This window comes from Aquincola agrisoli, assembly GCF_036621135.1.
Classification (GTDB): Bacteria; Pseudomonadota; Gammaproteobacteria; order Burkholderiales; family Burkholderiaceae_C; genus Aquincola; species Aquincola agrisoli.
Window position 1 is genome coordinate 141,765 of the sequence record NZ_JAZIBG010000019.1, and the last position, 16,268, is coordinate 158,032.

Annotated in this window: 17 protein-coding genes; 16 read left to right on the forward strand and 1 reads right to left on the reverse strand. The window is 67.6% G+C overall.

Going from position 1 to position 16,268, the window contains the following annotated elements; all coding sequences use genetic code 11:
• Window positions 1-4 precede the first annotated feature (4 nt).
• From V4F39_RS06920 to V4F39_RS06960, 9 genes are all read left to right on the forward strand, one after another.
• Window positions 5-349, forward strand: a complete 345-nt coding sequence (locus V4F39_RS06920; RefSeq protein WP_332288580.1) for a hypothetical protein — start codon at window positions 5-7, stop codon at window positions 347-349.
• Between the two features lies 1 nt (window position 350).
• On the forward strand, window positions 351-791 hold the full coding sequence (gspG, locus tag V4F39_RS06925) for a type II secretion system major pseudopilin GspG (RefSeq protein WP_332288581.1): 441 nt from the start codon (window positions 351-353) through the stop codon (window positions 789-791).
• A gap of 14 nt (window positions 792-805) precedes the next feature.
• Window positions 806-1,996, forward strand: a complete 1,191-nt coding sequence (locus V4F39_RS06930) for a type II secretion system F family protein (RefSeq protein ID WP_332288582.1) — start codon at window positions 806-808, stop codon at window positions 1,994-1,996.
• 13 nt (window positions 1,997-2,009) lie between these two features.
• Complete coding sequence (locus tag V4F39_RS06935) at window positions 2,010-3,611, forward strand: GspE/PulE family protein (protein WP_332288583.1); 1,602 nt, start codon at window positions 2,010-2,012, stop codon at window positions 3,609-3,611.
• A 34-nt stretch (window positions 3,612-3,645) separates the two neighbouring features.
• Complete coding sequence (locus V4F39_RS06940) at window positions 3,646-4,056, forward strand: hypothetical protein (RefSeq protein WP_332288584.1); 411 nt, start codon at window positions 3,646-3,648, stop codon at window positions 4,054-4,056.
• A 403-nt stretch (window positions 4,057-4,459) separates the two neighbouring features.
• The gene (locus V4F39_RS06945) at window positions 4,460-5,164 is read left to right on the forward strand and encodes a hypothetical protein (protein WP_332288585.1); all 705 of its coding nucleotides are present in this window, start codon (window positions 4,460-4,462) and stop codon (window positions 5,162-5,164) included.
• Window positions 5,161-5,667 (forward strand): hypothetical protein, encoded by a 507-nt coding sequence (locus V4F39_RS06950; protein WP_332288586.1) that lies wholly within the window; start codon window positions 5,161-5,163, stop codon window positions 5,665-5,667. Before V4F39_RS06945 ends, V4F39_RS06950 begins: the two co-directional genes overlap by 4 nt.
• Window positions 5,667-6,239: a hypothetical protein gene (locus V4F39_RS06955; RefSeq protein WP_332288587.1), complete on the forward strand. Its 573-nt coding sequence runs from the start codon at window positions 5,667-5,669 to the stop codon at window positions 6,237-6,239. Before V4F39_RS06950 ends, V4F39_RS06955 begins: the two co-directional genes overlap by 1 nt.
• Window positions 6,240-6,403: 164 nt before the next feature.
• Window positions 6,404-6,712 carry a hypothetical protein gene (locus V4F39_RS06960; RefSeq protein ID WP_332288588.1) on the forward strand — a complete coding sequence of 103 codons (309 nt, stop codon included), beginning with the start codon at window positions 6,404-6,406 and terminating at the stop codon, window positions 6,710-6,712.
• 259 nt (window positions 6,713-6,971) lie between these two features.
• Here the strand turns inward: V4F39_RS06960 and V4F39_RS06965 are convergent, their stop codons facing one another.
• Entirely contained in the window at window positions 6,972-7,214 is a 243-nt protein-coding gene (locus V4F39_RS06965) for a hypothetical protein (RefSeq protein ID WP_332288589.1), read from the reverse strand.
• 393 nt (window positions 7,215-7,607) lie between these two features.
• Between V4F39_RS06965 and V4F39_RS06970 the strand changes: the two genes are divergently transcribed.
• From V4F39_RS06970 to V4F39_RS07000, 7 genes are all read left to right on the forward strand, one after another.
• The gene (locus V4F39_RS06970; RefSeq protein WP_332288590.1) at window positions 7,608-8,483 is read left to right on the forward strand and encodes a LysR substrate-binding domain-containing protein; all 876 of its coding nucleotides are present in this window, start codon (window positions 7,608-7,610) and stop codon (window positions 8,481-8,483) included.
• 142 nt (window positions 8,484-8,625) lie between these two features.
• Window positions 8,626-10,287, forward strand: a complete 1,662-nt coding sequence (locus V4F39_RS06975; RefSeq protein WP_332288591.1) for an L-lactate permease — start codon at window positions 8,626-8,628, stop codon at window positions 10,285-10,287.
• 96 nt (window positions 10,288-10,383) lie between these two features.
• Window positions 10,384-11,553: an alpha-hydroxy acid oxidase gene (locus tag V4F39_RS06980; RefSeq protein WP_332288592.1), complete on the forward strand. Its 1,170-nt coding sequence runs from the start codon at window positions 10,384-10,386 to the stop codon at window positions 11,551-11,553.
• A 22-nt stretch (window positions 11,554-11,575) separates the two neighbouring features.
• Complete coding sequence (locus V4F39_RS06985) at window positions 11,576-13,066, forward strand: FAD-linked oxidase C-terminal domain-containing protein (protein WP_332288593.1); 1,491 nt, start codon at window positions 11,576-11,578, stop codon at window positions 13,064-13,066.
• A gap of 8 nt (window positions 13,067-13,074) precedes the next feature.
• On the forward strand, window positions 13,075-14,211 hold the full coding sequence (glcE, locus tag V4F39_RS06990; RefSeq protein ID WP_378235075.1) for a glycolate oxidase subunit GlcE: 1,137 nt from the start codon (window positions 13,075-13,077) through the stop codon (window positions 14,209-14,211).
• 3 nt (window positions 14,212-14,214) lie between these two features.
• Entirely contained in the window at window positions 14,215-15,444 is a 1,230-nt protein-coding gene (glcF, locus tag V4F39_RS06995; protein ID WP_332288595.1) for a glycolate oxidase subunit GlcF, read from the forward strand.
• Between the two features lie 52 nt (window positions 15,445-15,496).
• Window positions 15,497-16,240, forward strand: coding sequence for a response regulator transcription factor (locus V4F39_RS07000; protein ID WP_332288596.1), 744 nt, complete (start codon window positions 15,497-15,499; stop codon window positions 16,238-16,240).
• The last annotated feature ends 28 nt before the right edge of the window (window positions 16,241-16,268 follow it).

The following is a 16,268-nucleotide window of genomic DNA, read 5'->3' on the forward strand; positions in this document are numbered from 1 at the left end:
GGAAATGGTCGTGAAGAAGCTGGTTGTCTACATCGCATTGCTTGCGGCGACTGCTCACGCAGGAGCTGTGAGTTGCATCGGGGTACCCAAAGGCGTCTCGCTCGACGGCGAGACCGGCGACGTCTTGGTCGAAGAAATCAGCCCGATGAGATGGGCGCGCCTGTGCAGCATTCGGAACGACGCAAACGGCATTACAGCGAGCGTCTGCAAAGGCTATCTCAGCGCGCTGCTGGCCGCCCAGGCGTCCGGTCGGAGCGTCATGACCTACACGCGCAGCACGGTGGAGTGCGGAGCCCATCCGCCTTGGCAATTCCTGCAAGGCTTCTACTTCCTCACGCTGCTGAACTGACATGCCCGGGCATTCAAATTCGCGCCGAAGCACACGAGGCATTCAATCGGGCTTCACGCTCCTCGAGCTGCTCGTCGTGATCCTCATCATCGGGCTGCTCACCGGCATCGTCGCGCCCCGCTTCCTGAGCCAGATCTCGAAGTCGGAAACCACCGCCGCACGTGCCCAGATCGATGCCTTGGACAAGGCGCTGCAGGCCTATCGCATCGACATGGGCCGCTATCCGTCCCAGTCGGAAGGCTTGGCGGCGCTGGTGACGGCCGCGTCCGCCGACCCGCGCTGGCGAGGCCCGTACCTGAAGGACCAGGTGCCGCTCGATCCCTGGGGCAGCCCGTACAGCTACCGGTACCCGAGCGCGCGTGGCAAGGACTACGACCTCGTGAGCCTCGGCCGCGACCGCGCCGCCGGCGGCACGGGCGACGACGCCGACATCACCAACTGAGCGGGCCCCTCGCCGTGGTCTATCGTGTCCGCTGGTTCGACCATGCCGCCGGTGCCGTGCAGGAGGAGCTGGCCGAGGCTGCCTCGCCTGCCGAAGTCGCGCAGCGCTATGCGCGGGCCGGCCGCACGGTGCTGCGGACCGAGCGCGTGCGCCGCTGGGCCAGCGGGCCGATGGGTGGCGAAAGGCTCGACATCGCCTGGTGGTGCCGCGAACTGCGTACCCTGCTGGCGGCGGGCATGACCATCGTCGAAGCGATCGAAACGCTGCATGCCCAGGCGCTGGGCCCGGCGCGGGCGTCGCTGCACGCGCGGCTGATCGGCTTGCTGCGCGAAGGCCGGACGCTCTCCTCGGCGATGGCCGAGACCGCCGCGTTCCCCGACGTGCTGATCGCTGGCGTGCGTGCCAGCGAGCGCACGAGCGGTCTCGTGCCTGCACTCGACGACTACCTGCGCTACCACGACGTGCTGGCGAAGCTGCGTCGGCAGCTGGTCAATGCGGCGATCTACCCGAGCGTGGTGTTGTCGCTCGGCATGGTCATCGTCGCGTTCCTGCTGATGTTCGTGATGCCGCGGTTCGCACGCATGTACGGTGAACTGCACGGGCCGGTGAGCACCGTGACACGCATGCTGGTCGGCTTCAGCCAGCTGCTGTCGACCCATGGCAGCGAACTCGCGCTCGCGCTGGGCGCGGTGGTGGCCGTCGTGGTCGTCGCCTGGCGCCAAGGCCTCGTTCACCGCCTGGGCGAGCGCGTGGTCGAGCAGGTGCCCGTGCTGCGCCGGGCCGCCGACCACTTTCGCCTGGCCAAGCTGTACCAGTCCATCGGCCTGCTGTTCAAGGGCGGCTATTCGCTGGACGATGCGCTGGCGCAGTGCGAGCGCCTCGGCCTGGGCCCGAGGTTGGCGGTGGCGGTGGTCGAGGCGCGCGCGGCCATTCTGCGTGGCCAGCGCGTGTCGGTGTCGCTGCAATCGGCGAGCCTCACCGATCCGGTGTCGATGCGCCTGCTGGCGGTCGGCGAGCGGACCGGCGAGTTCCACGTGATCCTCAGCACGATCGCCGAGCGCCACGCCGCCGAGTTCGTCGGCTTCGTCGAGCGCGCGACACGCATCGTCGAGCCGGTGCTGCTGCTGGTCGTGGCGCTGCTCGTGGGCGGCATCGTCGTCGGCATGTACATGCCGGTGTTCGACATCGCGAGTTCGGTGAGGTGAGGCGGTGACACCGGTGCAATTGCGATCGTCGCTGCAGGCGGCACGGCGCGTCTGCCAGTCGGGCGGCGGAGCGGTGTGGGACGTGCTCCGCCGTAGCACGGGTTTACCGCCCGCGGAGTTGGCGCGGCTGCTGATGACCGGTGCCGGGGTCGGCGCGTGGCTCGGCGACATGCAGGCCGAGCCGGACTTTTCGGCCTGGCCCTTGGAGCGCGCGCGTGCCCTGCGGTGCGTGGTGCTTCGTGCCGAACGCGGTGATGCGTGCATCGCCGTGGCTGCGGACCCGTGGAGCGACGACGTCGGCCGTGCGGTCACGGCCGCCATTGGCAAAACGCCCACCTGGCTCGCCGCCGGGAGCGATGATCTGGCGCGTTGGCTCGGGGGCAACGGCGAGGGCAGCGAGCGCACGACGGCCCGACCCGCCTCGCGCGACTCCGGCAGCCCCGTCATCGATTTCGTCGATGCCGCGTTGCGTGCGGCGTACCGCGTCGGCGCGAGCGACGTGCACTTCGAATGTGACCGCGCCGGCGCGACCGTGAAGCTGCGCCAGGACGGCGTGATGTCCACGTTCGCGCGCATGGAAGGCGTCGAGCGGGCCGAAGAGGTCATCTCCCGGATCAAGGTGCTCGCGCAGCTCGACATCACCGAGCGGCGCACGCCGCAGGACGGCCGGTTCCGCATCGAGCTCGGCGAAGCGACGATCGACCTGCGGGTGTCGATCATGCCCAGCGTCTTCGGCGAGGACGCGGTGCTGCGGCTGCTCGACAAGGCCCAGCTGCGCTCGCGCGGCGACGCGGCGTCGCTCGACCTGCTCGGCTTCGAGGCCGAAAGCTCGCAGCGCATCCGCGATCTCGCCGAACTGCCCCACGGCATGCTGCTCGTCACCGGGCCGACCGGCAGCGGCAAGACCACCACCGTCTATGCCGTGCTGTCCGAGATCAACACCGGCATCGAGAAGATCATCACGATCGAGGACCCGGTCGAGTACGAGCTGCACGGCGTGCTGCAGATCCCGGTGAACGAGCGCAAGGGGCTCACCTTCGCGCGCGGCCTGCGGTCCATCCTGCGACACGACCCGGACCGCATCCTGGTCGGCGAGATCCGAGACCCCGAGACCGCGTCAATCGCGGTGCAGTCCGCGCTGACCGGCCACCAGGTGTTCACCACGGTGCACGCCAACAGCATCTTCGACGTCACCGGCCGCTTCCGGCACCTGGGCGTCGACATGTTCGGCTTCATGTCGTCGCTGAACGGCGTGGTCGTGCAGCGGCTGATCCGCACCTGCTGCCCGCACTGCGTCGGCGAGCGCGAGCCCAACGAGCGCGAGCTGCGTTGGCTGAGCCAGCTGGGCCTGGCGTGGACGGCGGTGCCGAAGCCGGTGGGCTGCGACGCGTGCCACGGCACCGGCTATCGGGGGCGTTCCGTCATCGCCGAGGTGCATGCGGTGGACGACCGCTTGCGCGATCTGGTGCTCGGCGGTGCCGAGCTGGCCTTGCTCCGCAGGCACGTGACCGAGCGCGGCGTGCAGTCGCTGTTGCAGTCCGCATTGACGATGGTCGAACAGCGCAAGACAACGATCGAGGAGGTGCGCCGTGTGGTGGGGTGGCACGCGGCGTGAACGCGGATCGAGCTGAAGTTCGTGAAGCGTAGAAATGAAATCGAATGTGAGGGGGATTCAGGTGATAGGAAAGCATTTCAAACTGATTATCGCGGGTTTTCTGGCTTTCGCTGCGTTGGCCAATCAGGCGTGGGCGGGGCAATACGCTACTGTGAGAGGAAAGGTCGAATTCATCCGGACACACGATCCGCAGAATTACTCGATCTGGGCGCCCCCTCTTCATTGGTTCACCCTGGAGGGAGTTCCCTCGATGGGAACTTGCAATACTTGGAACGGACGGCTTCTCCTGGTCTCCCGCGACAAACAGGAATACGCGCTTCTATTGGCCGCGCTGACCTCTGGGTCGGTTGTTGCTGTAGATGTCGACGATTCCATCGTTGTGAATGGATTCTGCTTAGCGCTCCACACGACAATTCGCGCCGCCGGTGCGCCGGATGTCAACTAACTCGGGGGGTGATCGGGTGAGACAACAATGTCCAATCGTCGTTGTGGCTATCGCGCTGGCGACCGCCGCGGCGAGTGCAACTGCTTCATATACGCGCGCTACGAGCACGCCAGTGCAGATTCAGACCATCTATTCGAACGAGTGGGGTAGTCCCTTCGTGCGATTTTCTGCCACCGTCAATTCCGTGTGCAGCAATGGAAATGGTCTGTACCTCGAGAACATCACAGCGTCCCCGGTAACTGATGAGCTGAAGGATCGGCGCAAAGCCAAGCTCGCAATTGTACTTTCAGCCAAATTGACTGGACGGCGGGTGGTGCTGGACTACTACTTGGATCCCAGCGTGACAGGGTGGGAGGCCTGTTACATCCATGGGATTGAGATAGTAGATTAGGGAGGATCCGCCTTGTGGTGGGACGGCACACCGCTCGACCTTTATGTCGGTGCGGCAGAAACTTGGTGGTGCGATGGCCAAACCACGCTTCATCGAGCCGCGCATGAAAACTTGAAGGCCTCGCTCGAGTCCGTCGCGCCAAAGCTGCGTGCCGGCCAGTCGCGACGGCCCGGCGTGCGTGTGTGGCTGAGCGGCCGGCTTTGCAGGCCGTTCCTGCTGCCGGCGGCCAGTGCGTCGCTGTCGGCCTCCGAGGTATCGGCGGTCGCGCGGGAGATCGCGCCCGGCGCCACGGGCTTGGACGGCCCCGTCCGGCTTTGGATGGCTGCGCCGGGACGCGAGATCGCCGTCGCGTTGCTGGAACAGTTGATGACGGACCTGGGGCCACTGCACCGGTCGGGTTGGCGTGTGCGGTCGATCCGGCCGCTGTGGTCGGCCATGCTGAACCATGTGCTCGCGGCGGATCCTGCTTGCGCGCTCGTGCAACTCGTCGATACCGAGACGGCGGTGACGCTGGCCGGTACGGCGGAACGTTACCGGCATGCCGCCGTGAGCCACCTGGGCGACACGGCTGAAGCCCGAGAACCGGTGCTCGTGCGGGCGCAGATCGCTGCCGCGGCAGAGGGCGATGGGTCGACGCGGCAGGTCGTGCTCCAACAGTCGACCGTCGCGAAGCCCTTGCAGCTGCCGTTCGGGCATGCCATGGAGGTGGTTCAGTGACGCCGTTGGCCGTCGAGTTCGTCGAGCCGTCGCGTTGGCGGCGTTGGTTGCCCGTGGTCGTGCTTGCCGGGGGAGCGGCCGCGGCCGCTGTTCTGACGCTGGACGCGCTCTCCAAGCGCGACGAGCGCATGACGCTGCAGGCACAACGATCCACCTGGCGCGATCAACAGCGGGCCATGGCGGCAGCGGCGGCCATGCCGGCCTCTGCGCCGCCGTATGCGACGCAGGCCTGGAAGATCGTCAAGATCCAATCCTTCGACATCGATGCCGTCCTGCGGATGATCGAGCACGCACGACAGCCCGGTGTTCGGGTGACGTCGTTGGAGATCGATCCGGAAGGCGAACGGGCCAGCCTCGAACTGGAAGCCGGCGCGCGCGTGGCCATGGTCGCTTACCTCGACGATCTGAACGCGGGTCTGGAACGACCTCGTTGGATCCTGACAAGGGCGCAATGGGCCACCGGAACGGCAAAACTCGCTGCGCGTGTGGAGTACCGGCCGTGATGCAAAGCAAAGCCGTCGTCCGGCTGCTGCGAGGCAGAGGGTGGCCGGGGCGTTTCGTCGGCGTGCTGAAGGCTGCGCCGCTCCTCGTCGCCGCGGCCGCCGCCGTGCTCGTGATGGGACTCTGTGCGCTATGGCGGAGCGAGGAAGTGCGGGCGCTGGCGAGGGCGGCCCGAGAAGGCGAGGCCGAGCGAGCCGCCGCTCGCACGCAATTGCCCTCGGTTCCCAAGGACGACCGCGACTTCTCGTCGGCGTTCGAAGTGCCGATCTCGTTGAACGACCTGACGGCCGAGGCCGGGAAGGTGGCCGAACGGCACGGCGTTGCGCTGGTCAGCGTGGACGTGAAGCAGCAAGAGACAACGGCCGGCAATGAGCTCGCGGCATCCCGTCTCGCCCTCGTCATGTCGGGCACCTATCCGGCACTCAAGGCAACGCTGTCGGAGTTGTGGCTCGCGCATGGCCATTGGCAGATCAGGAATTTGTCGATGCGACAGACGGCAGGCAGTGATCGCGTCGAGCTCCAACTGCAAATCGCCGTGTTCCGCAAGACAGCCAGTGAAGGGAGGGTTCGATGAAATGATCGAACGATGTGCGTGGCCATCGGGAGCCGTTCGGTGGATTGCTGACGCGGTGCAATGGCTGCGCTCTCTGGTGAGGGCTCTTCTGGACAGAATCTTGATATCGAATTGATAACGGAGGGTGTATGGGGTTGCGCAATTCTTTGGCTCGGTGGGTGTTCATGAAGAGGAAGATTGTTGCGGCATTGACATGGGTCCCGTTGGCCTGCTTCGCGGGTGAGTGGACACCATGGTTCTCGATTTCGTCGACCTATGCGGCCGGCGCAGAGAACTACAACCTGCGCATTTACGGGGTGCCTGCCGGTTCATGTTCTGCGGGTTGGGCGTATATCAACCAGTCCGCCACTGGCTCGAAGGTCATCATGTCGAGTCTGATGCTGGCTTTTGCGACCAACAGGCGTGTTCAACTTTATCTTGACAAGGATGAATCAAATTACTGCAAAATTATTGAAGCGGCGGTTGGGGGCTGACTTGAGGTCGTCGATGGGTGGCGCCTTTGCTTTTAATGCAATTAAATAGGTGTTGCGGTACATTGCATTGCGTTTCGAGGGTGGGTTGTGCTGTTGCAGGCGATGCATCGAAGGTCGTGCCGTCGAGTTTCCATCTTTGAATTGCGTTGAGTTGTCATGAGCGCTCCCGCGACCGATGCCGGCGGCAGTCCGGCGGAGCGGGGGTAGGAAGAGGGCGGCGAGGGTGCCGGGCAAGCGCGAGGGGGGGTCGAGGGATGGGTCAAGCGGGCAGGCTGCTGTGGGCGGCCATGGCCGGAGCTGCGCTGTGGGCGCACGGCGTGGTGGTGGCGCAGGTGAGCGTGACGGGTAGCGGGACGGCGGCGTACAGCCACGCCATCGCGGTGCCGCCGGGGATCTCGGGCATGCAGCCCAACCTCGGGCTGACGTCAATTACTGTAGGAATGTTGAGGTGATAGTCGGGAGCTGATTTTATGAGAAGAACGAACATCAAAAGAATCGCCATGACGGCAGGGTTAATTTCATGCTATTTTCCGGCTCACGCCGTCGGAAATTTGCAGCCTCTCGAGGTTGCGGGCGTATATGTTCGCGAGAGTCGGACTGATTTGTATATCGTTGGGTCACACAACAACCCACTAGGGTGCGTCGACAATACAACAATAATAATAGACGCGAGTAGATTTCCAAACTCCAAGGCCATGCTGGCTGCGGCGTTGGCTGCGCATATTTCCGGCAAGAAGATCTCTGGTTGGGTCATCGGCTGCACGGACGGGCGCGCGGAGCTGAGTGCAATTCACGTCGAGAAGTAGTTTCGAGGCTGCCGCGGTACGGCAAGGCCGGTAGGGCGGCGGCTCAAGCTCACGTGCCATGAGGGCGTTGAGGAGACAATCCCGGCGCCATGACCGCCCGCATCCCGCCCATCAACTGCCTGCTCAGCTTCGAGGCCCTGGCCCGGCTGCGCAGCGTCAGCCAGGCGGCGGACGAGCTGAGCGTGACGCCCAGCGCGGTGAGCCACCGCATCCGGCAGCTCGAGCAGCAGCTCGGCCTCAAGCTCTTCGAGCGCGGCGATTTCAGCCTGACCGGCGACGGCATGGCCTACCTCGGCCAGGTGCGGTCCGCGCTCAAGCTGCTGCAGCCGCCTTCCACCGGCCGGCTGCCGGGCACGACGCAGCTGCGGCTCGCGGTGACGCCCACCTTCTCGCGCCAGATCCTGCTGCCCAAGCTGGCCCTGTTCCGCCATGCCTACCCGGACATCGAGCTGATCCTGCAGGTCTCGATCCCCCTGCTCGACATCACCGCCGAAACGGCCGACCTGGAGCTGCGCTACGGCAACGGCGTGTACGCCGGCTTCGAGTCGAAGCGGGTGCTGTCCGACGAACTGTTCCCGGTCTGCAGCCCCGAGTACCTGCACGAGTTCGGCCCGTTCGACGGCTTCGACACCGCCGAGCGGGTGAGCCGGGCGCGCCTGATCCGCAGCCCGCTCGTGCCCTGGCGCACCTGGTTCGAGGCCTGCGACATCCGCCTGCCCGAGCCGCGCGAAGGCTCCCAGTTCAACGACGTCGGCCTGATGCTCGATGCGGCCGTCGCCGGCTTCGGCGTGGCCCTAGCACGCAGCAAGCTAGGGTTAGCCTGGATAGACAGTGGCCGGCTCGTAAGGCTGTCTCCGCGTGCCGTGCCCTCGCCGTACCACCACTTCATCTGCTGGAAGCCCGGCACGCTGGAGCGCTGGGAATGCGCGGCCTTCGTCGACTGGCTCGATGAGGCCCTTCGCTGACGCGAACCTGAATACCCCGCGTGAAAAAGCTTCACGCGCCGGCACAAGAAATCTCAAAACCTGCCAGGGAACTCGCTCTTAGAGTTCGCGCCGCGCTGCCGACTGGGCGGCGAAGCAGTTCACCAATCACCGGGAGACACCCTTGGTCTGGCAACAGGTATACGACCCCTTCGGGAACATGATCATCTCGACCGCGCTCGCGGCGATTCCGGTGGTCGTGATGCTGGGCGCGCTCGGCTTCTTTCACATCAAGGCCCACATCGCCGCCGGCATGGGCCTCGTCGCCGCGTTCATCGTCGCGGTCTTCGCCTACGGCATGCCGGCCGAGATGGCCGGCCGCGCCGCCGTGCTGGGGGGCTTCACGGGCCTGCTGCCGATCGGCTGGATCGTGCTCAACATCATCTTCCTGCACCAGCTGACCGAGCAGAACGGCAGCTTCAAGGTGCTGCAGGATTCGCTGTCGGGCATCACCGAGGACCGCCGCATCCAGCTGCTGCTGATCGCCTTCTGCTTCGGCGCGTTCTTCGAGGGCGCCGCCGGCTTCGGCACGCCGGTGGCCGTCACCGCCGCGATCCTGATCGGCCTGGGCTTCTCGCCGCTGGCCGCCTCGGGCCTCTCGCTGATCGCCAACACGGCGCCGGTGGCCTTCGGCGCGCTGGGCACGCCGGTGATCACGCTGGCCCAGGTGCACGGCTACGACCTGCAGGAGGTCACGGCCATGATCGGCCGCCAGCTCCCGTTCTTCTCGCTGCTGGTGCCGTTCTGGCTGATCTGGGCCTTTGCCGGCCGCAAGGGCATGTGGGAGATCTGGCCCGCGATCCTGGTCACCGGCCTGTCGTTCGCGATCCCGCAGTTCCTGGTCTCCAACTACATGGGGCCTGAACTGGTGGACATCATCGCGGCGATCGTCTCGATGCTGTCGCTGGTCGCGTTCCTGCGCGTCTGGCAGCCGAAGAAGGTCTGGACCTCCCCGGCGATGCGCGGCAAGGACGTCAGCGCGTCCGAGGCCAAGCCGCCGCAGCCCATCGTGCGCCACTCCAAGGAGGCGTTGATCGCCGCCTGGACGCCCTGGGCGATCCTGTCGGTCTTCGTGTTCGTCTGGGGCCTGCCGCCGGTCAAGGCCTGGCTGAACGGTCTCTTCGCGCCCAAGTTCCCGATCGAGGGCCTGCACAACCTGATCATGAAGGTGCCGCCGGTCGTCCCGACCCCGCACCCCGAGGCCGCGGTCTACACGCTGAACCTGCTGTCCGCCACCGGCACCGGCATCCTGCTCGCCGCCGTGATCAGCGCGCTGGTGATGAAGTACAACCCGGTCGCCATCGTGCGCACGTTCTTCAAGACGCTGTGGCTGGTCAAGTTCTCGCTGCTGACCATCGTGCTGATGCTGGCGCTGGGCACGCTCACCCGCTTCTCGGGCACCGACACCACGCTGGGCCTGGCCTTCGCGAACACCGGCATGCTGTATCCGTTCTTCGGCACGCTGATGGGCTGGATCGGCGTCGCGCTGACGGGCTCCGACACCGCATCGAACGTGCTCTTCGGCGGCATGCAGAAGGTGGCGGCCGAGCAGCTGGGCCTGTCGCCCAACCTGATGGGCGCGGCCAACAGCTCGGGCGGCGTGATGGGCAAGATGATCGACGCGCAGTCGATCGTGGTGGCCTCGACCGCGACGCGCTGGTTCAACAAGGAAGGCGAGATCCTGCGCTACGTGTTCTTCCACTCGATCGCGCTGGCCTGCCTGGTGGGCCTGTACGTGACGATGCAGGCGTACGTCTGGCCGTTCACGCTCATGGTCGTGCACTGACAATGACCCGCGTCATGGCGCCATGACGCAGCCCGCGGTGCCTTGCGCACCGCGGGCCTTCGCATCTCCAACAGCAGCATCAGCAGGAGACATCGCATGCCGGTGATCACCAACATCGAGGACCTGCGGGTCCTCGCCGAGAAGCGCGTGCCGCGCATGTTCTACGACTACGCCGATTCCGGCTCATGGACCGAAGGCACGTACCGCGACAACGAGGCGGATTTCCACCGCCTCAAGCTGCGCCAGCGCGTGGCGGTGAACATGGAGAACCGCAGCACGGCCACCACGATGGTGGGCGTGCCGGTGAAGATGCCGGTGTCGATCGCGCCGGTGGGCCTCACGGGCATGCAGCACGCCGACGGCGAGATCCACGCCGCGCGCGCGGCGGCCAAGTTCGGCATCCCGTTCACGCTGTCGACGATGAGCATCTGCTCGATCGAGGACATCGCCGCGGCCACCGGTCAGCCGTTCTGGTTTCAGCTCTACATGATGCGCGACCGCGACGCGATGGCGCGCATGATCGAGCGCGCCCGCGTCGCCAGGTGCAATGCGCTGGTGCTCACGCTCGACCTGCAGGTCATCGGCCAGCGCCACAAGGACCTGAAGAACGGCCTGACCGCGCCGCCGCGGCCCACGCTGAGGAACATCCTCAACCTCATGACCAAGCCCCGCTGGTGCCTGGGCATGGCCGGCACCAAGCGCCGCACCTTCGGCAACCTGGTGGGCCACGTGAAGGGTGTCAGCGACATGAGCTCGCTCGCCGCGTGGACCAACGAGCAGTTCGACCCGCGGCTGTCGTGGCCCGACGTCGAATGGGTCAAGAAGCAGTGGGGCGGCAAGCTGATCCTGAAGGGCATCATGGAAGTGGAGGACGCGCGCCTCGCCGCCGACCACGGCGCCGACGCCATCGTCGTCAGCAACCATGGCGGCCGCCAGCTCGACGGCGCGCCGTCGTCCATCACCGCGCTGCCGGCCATCGTCGAGGCGGTGGGCTCGCGGATCGAGGTGTGGATGGACGGCGGCATCCGCAGCGGCCAGGATGTGCTGAAGGCCTGGGCCCTGGGCGCGCGCGGCACGATGATCGGCCGCGCGATGGTGTACGGTCTGGGCGCGATGGGCGAGGCCGGCGTCGCCCGGGCGCTGCAGATCCTGCACAAGGAGCTCGACGTGACGATGGCCTTCTGCGGCCACACCGACATCCAGCGCGTCGACAGCAGCATCCTGCTGCCGCCGCACCGGCCCGAAGTCGATCGCTACTTCGCCTGAACGGGCGCGGCAGGAGACAGCCATGATGCAAGCCGATACGAGCCAGCCATCCAGAGTGCAGCGCCAGGCCCAGGTGATCGAGGCGCTGGCGCCGCTGCTGCCGAAGCACGCGCTGCTCTGGCGCGGCGAGGACACGGTGCCCTATGAATGCGACGGCCTCACGGCCTATCGCGAGCAGCCGCTGCTCGTGGCGCTGCCCGAAACCGAGGCGCAGGTGTCGGCGGTGCTGAAGGCCTGCCACGCGCTCGGCGTGCCGGTGGTCGCGCGCGGCGCGGGCACGGGCCTGTCGGGCGGGGCGATGCCGCACAAGCTGGGCGTCACGCTGTCGCTGGCCAAGTTCAACAAGATCGTGAAGGTCGACGCCTACGCGCGCACGGCCGTCGTGCAGTGCGGCGTGCGCAATGCGGCCATCAGCGAAGCGGCCGCGCCGTACGGCCTCTACTACGCGCCCGACCCGAGCAGCCAGATCGCCTGCACCATCGGCGGCAACGTGGCCGAGAACTCCGGCGGCGTGCACTGCCTCAAGTACGGCCTGACGGTGCACAACGTGCTGCGCGTGCGCGGCTTCACCGTCGAGGGCGAGGCGGTCGAGTTCGGCTCCGAGGCGCTGGACGCCGCCGGGCTCGACCTGCTGGCCGTGGTGGTCGGCAGCGAGGGCATGCTGGCCGTGACCACGGAAGTGACCGTCAAGCTCGTGCCCAAGCCGCAGCTCGCGCGCTGCATCATGGCCAGCTTCGACGACGTGCGGAAGGCGGGAGACGCGGTGGCCGCGATCATCGCCGCCGGCATCATCCCGGCCGGGCTGGAGATGATGGACAAGCCGATGACCGCCGCGGTCGAGGACTTCGTGCGTGCCGGCTACGACCTCGACGCCGCCGCCATCCTGCTGTGCGAGAGCGACGGCACACCGGAAGAGGTGGCCGAGGAGATCGAGCACATGCAGGCCGTGCTCGGCGGCTGCGGCGCCACGCGCATGGAGGTGAGCGAGAACGAGGCCCAGCGCCTGCGCTTCTGGAGCGGACGCAAGAACGCCTTCCCCGCGTCGGGCCGCATCAGCCCCGACTACATGTGCATGGACTCGACCATCCCGCGCAAGCGCCTGGCCGACATCCTGCTGGCGATTGCCGAGATGGAGAAGAAGTACGGCCTGCGCTGCTGCAACGTCTTCCACGCGGGCGACGGCAACCTGCACCCGCTGATCCTGTTCGATGCGAACGACCCCGACGAGATGCACCGCTGCGAGCTGTTCGGCGCCGACATCCTCGAGACCAGCGTGCGCATGGGCGGCACGGTGAGCGGCGAGCACGGCGTGGGCGTCGAGAAGCTCGGGTCGATGTGCGTGCAGTTCTCGCCCGCCGAGAACGCGCAGATGCTGGCGCTGAAGGCGGCGTTCGATCCGGCCGGCGTGCTCAACCCGGGCAAGGTGATCCCGACGCTGAGCCGCTGCGCCGAAGGCGGAAAGATGCACGTCAAGAAGGGCTTGCTGCCCTTCCCCGATCTGCCGAGGTTTTGAGCATGAGCATGACGACCAACCTGGCTGCGCCCTTGCCCGGCGGCAGCGACGACCCCGCGCTGCGCCGCATCGCCGACCAGATCCTCGGCGCGAAGGCGCCGCTGGCCATCCGCGGCGGCGGCACGAAGCACTTCTATGGCGAGGCGGTGCAGGGCGAGCCGCTCGATGTCTCGCCGCTCAGCGGCATCAGCAGCTACGAGCCGACCGAACTGGTCGTGACCGTGCGTGCCGGCACGCCGCTGGCCGAGCTGGAAGCCGCGCTGGCCGAGAAGGGCCAGTGCCTGCCGTTCGAGCCGCCGCGCTTTGCCAGCACGGCGCATCCCGAGTTGCGCGGCGGCACGGTCGGCGGCATGGTGGCCTCGGGCCTCGCCGGCCCGTCGCGCGCCGCGGTGGGCGGCGTGCGCGACTACGTGCTCGGCGCCACGATGCTCAACGGCCGCGCCGAGCTGATGAGCTTCGGCGGCCAGGTGATGAAGAACGTGGCGGGCTACGACGTCTCGCGCCTGCTGGCGGGCTCGATGGGCATCCTCGGCGTGATCTGCGAGGTGTCGCTGAAGGTGCTGCCGGTCGCGCCGGCCAGCGCCACGCTGTGCTTCCTGCTCGACGAGGCGACCGCGATCCGCCGCCTCAACGAATGGGGCGGCCTGCCGCTGCCGATCAACGCCAGCGCCTGGCGCGACGGCCACCTGTACGTGCGCCTGCGCGGCGCGCGCGCGGCCGTGGGCGATGCGCAGCGCCGGATGGGTGGCGACCTGGTCGAGCCCGCGGTGGCCGAGCCGCTGTGGCTGGGCCTGCGCGACCACACCGGCACCTACCACACACGCGCGCTCGATGCGGTGGAGGCGGGGCAGTCGCTCTGGCGGCTGTCGGTGCCTTCGACGGTGCCGCCGCTGGGCCTGGCGGGCGAAAGCCTCCTCGAGCACGGCGGGGCGCAGCGCTGGCTCGTCACCGGGGCGCCGGCGGCCGAGGTGCGCGGCGCCGCGGCCCGCGCGGGCGGCCACGCGACGCTGTTCCGCACGCAGGACAAGTCGCCCGGCGTGTTCGCGCCGCTGGCCTCGCCGCTCGACCGGCTGCACCGCCAGCTCAAGCAGGCCTTCGACCCGGCCTCGATCTTCAATCCTGGCCGGCTCTATCCGGGGCTTTGAACCATGCAGACCACGCTGTCTCCCGAATTCAAGGGCACGCCTGAGGGCGACGAAGCCGAAGCCATCCTGCGCAAGTGCGTGCACTGCGGCTTCTGCACCGCCACGTGCCCGACATACCAGCTCCTCGGCGACGAACTCGACGGCCCGCGCGGCCGCATCTACCTGATGAAGCAGGTGTTCGAGGGCGCCGAGCCCACACGCGCCACGCAGCTGCACCTCGACCGCTGCCTCACCTGCCGCAACTGCGAAACCACCTGCCCGTCGGGCGTGCAGTATGGGCACCTGGTCGATGTCGGCCGCAAGGTGGTGGAGGCGAAGGTGCAGCGCCCCGTGGGCGAGCGCGCCGTGCGCTGGCTGCTGAAGGAAGGCCTGACCTCGCCGCTCTTCGCACCGGCGATGAAGCTCGGCCAGATGGTGCGCCCGCTGCTGCCGCCGTTGCTGAAGGACAAGGTGCCCGAGCGGCATGCCCCACGCGCGCATGAATGGCCTCAGCGCGAGCACCCGCGCAAGGTGCTGATGCTGGCCGGCTGCGTGCAGCCGGCGATGATGCCCAATGTCAACGCCGCCACCGCGCGCGTGCTCGATGCCGCCGGCATCCAGGTGCTGGTGGCCGGCGAGGCGGGCTGCTGCGGCGCGATCAAGACCCACCTGAACGACACCGAGGGCGGGCTCGACCACATGCGCCGCAACATCGACGCCTGGTGGCCTCGGCTGTCGTCGGGCCAGGTGGAGGGCATCGTCGTCAACGCCTCGGGTTGCACGGTGACGGTGAAGGAGTACGGCCACGCGCTGCGCAACGACCCGGCCTATGCGGTGAAGGCCGCCCAGGTCTCGGCCGCCGCCAAGGACCTGAGCGAGCTGCTGCCGGCCATCGCGCCGCTGCTGGCCGGCCGCATCCGCACGGGCGGCCCGAAGAAGCTCGTGTTCCATCCGCCCTGCACGCTGCAGCACGGGCAGCAGGTGCGCGGTCCGGTCGAAACCGGGCTCGCGGCCCTGGGCTTCGAGGTCACGCTGGCCAACGAGAGCCACCTGTGCTGCGGCTCGGCCGGCACCTATTCGGTGCTGCAGCCCGAGCTGTCGCACCAGCTGCGCGACCGCAAGCTCGCCAACCTGCAGGCCACGCAGCCCGAGGCCATCGTCTCGGCCAACATCGGCTGCATACAGCAGCTGCAGTCCGGCACGGCCACGCCGGTGCGGCATTGGGTCGAGGTCGTCGACGAGGCGATCGGCTAGCGCGCTACCATCCCTCGCAGCGGCCCCGTCAGAGGGCGTGAGGAGTCCGGTCATGAAGGTACTGCTGGTCGACGACCATCCCTTGATCCTGTCGGCCCTGCAAGGGGTCATCCAGGGGCTCGGCGACGACGTCACGGTGGTCGGGGTCGGCAGCGCGGCCGAGGTGCGTGCGCTGCTGAAGCAGGATGCCGAGTTCGATCTCGTGCTGCTCGACCTGCAGCTCGGCGACGCCAACGGCTTCGAGGTGCTGATGGAGCTGCGCGCGCAGTACCCGGCGCTCCCGGTGGTGGTGGTGTCGGCGTCGGACCGTGCGAGCGACGTGATCCAGGCGATTGACCTCGGCGCGATGGGTTTCGTGCCCAAGCGGGCATCCAACGAGATGCTCTTCGAGGCGCTGCGGCTGGTGATGTCGGGCGGGATCTTCGTGCCGCCGATGGCCTTGGGCGGCGACGCCTCCGCGCAGGCGGCCCTGCTCGAGGGCGACACGGTTCCCGACGTGATGCGCATCGGGCAGCAGGCCGACGCCGCCCCGTTCCAGCAGAACGCGCCGTCGCTGTCGTCGCTCGGCCTCACGCCGCGGCAGACCGACGTGCTGGCGCAGCTGCTGCAGGGCAAGCCCAACAAGCTCATCGCCCGGGAGATGAACCTGTCGGTCGAGACCATCAAGGACCACGTGGCCGCCGTGCTGCGGGCGTTGAACGTCAGCTCGCGCACGCAGGCAGTGCTGGCCGTGAGCCAGATGACGCAGGGCCAGGCGCCCAACTTCCAGGCCTGGAAGCCGACGCGCCGGGGATGAGGCGCGCCGGCCCTTGCCGCGGGACGCG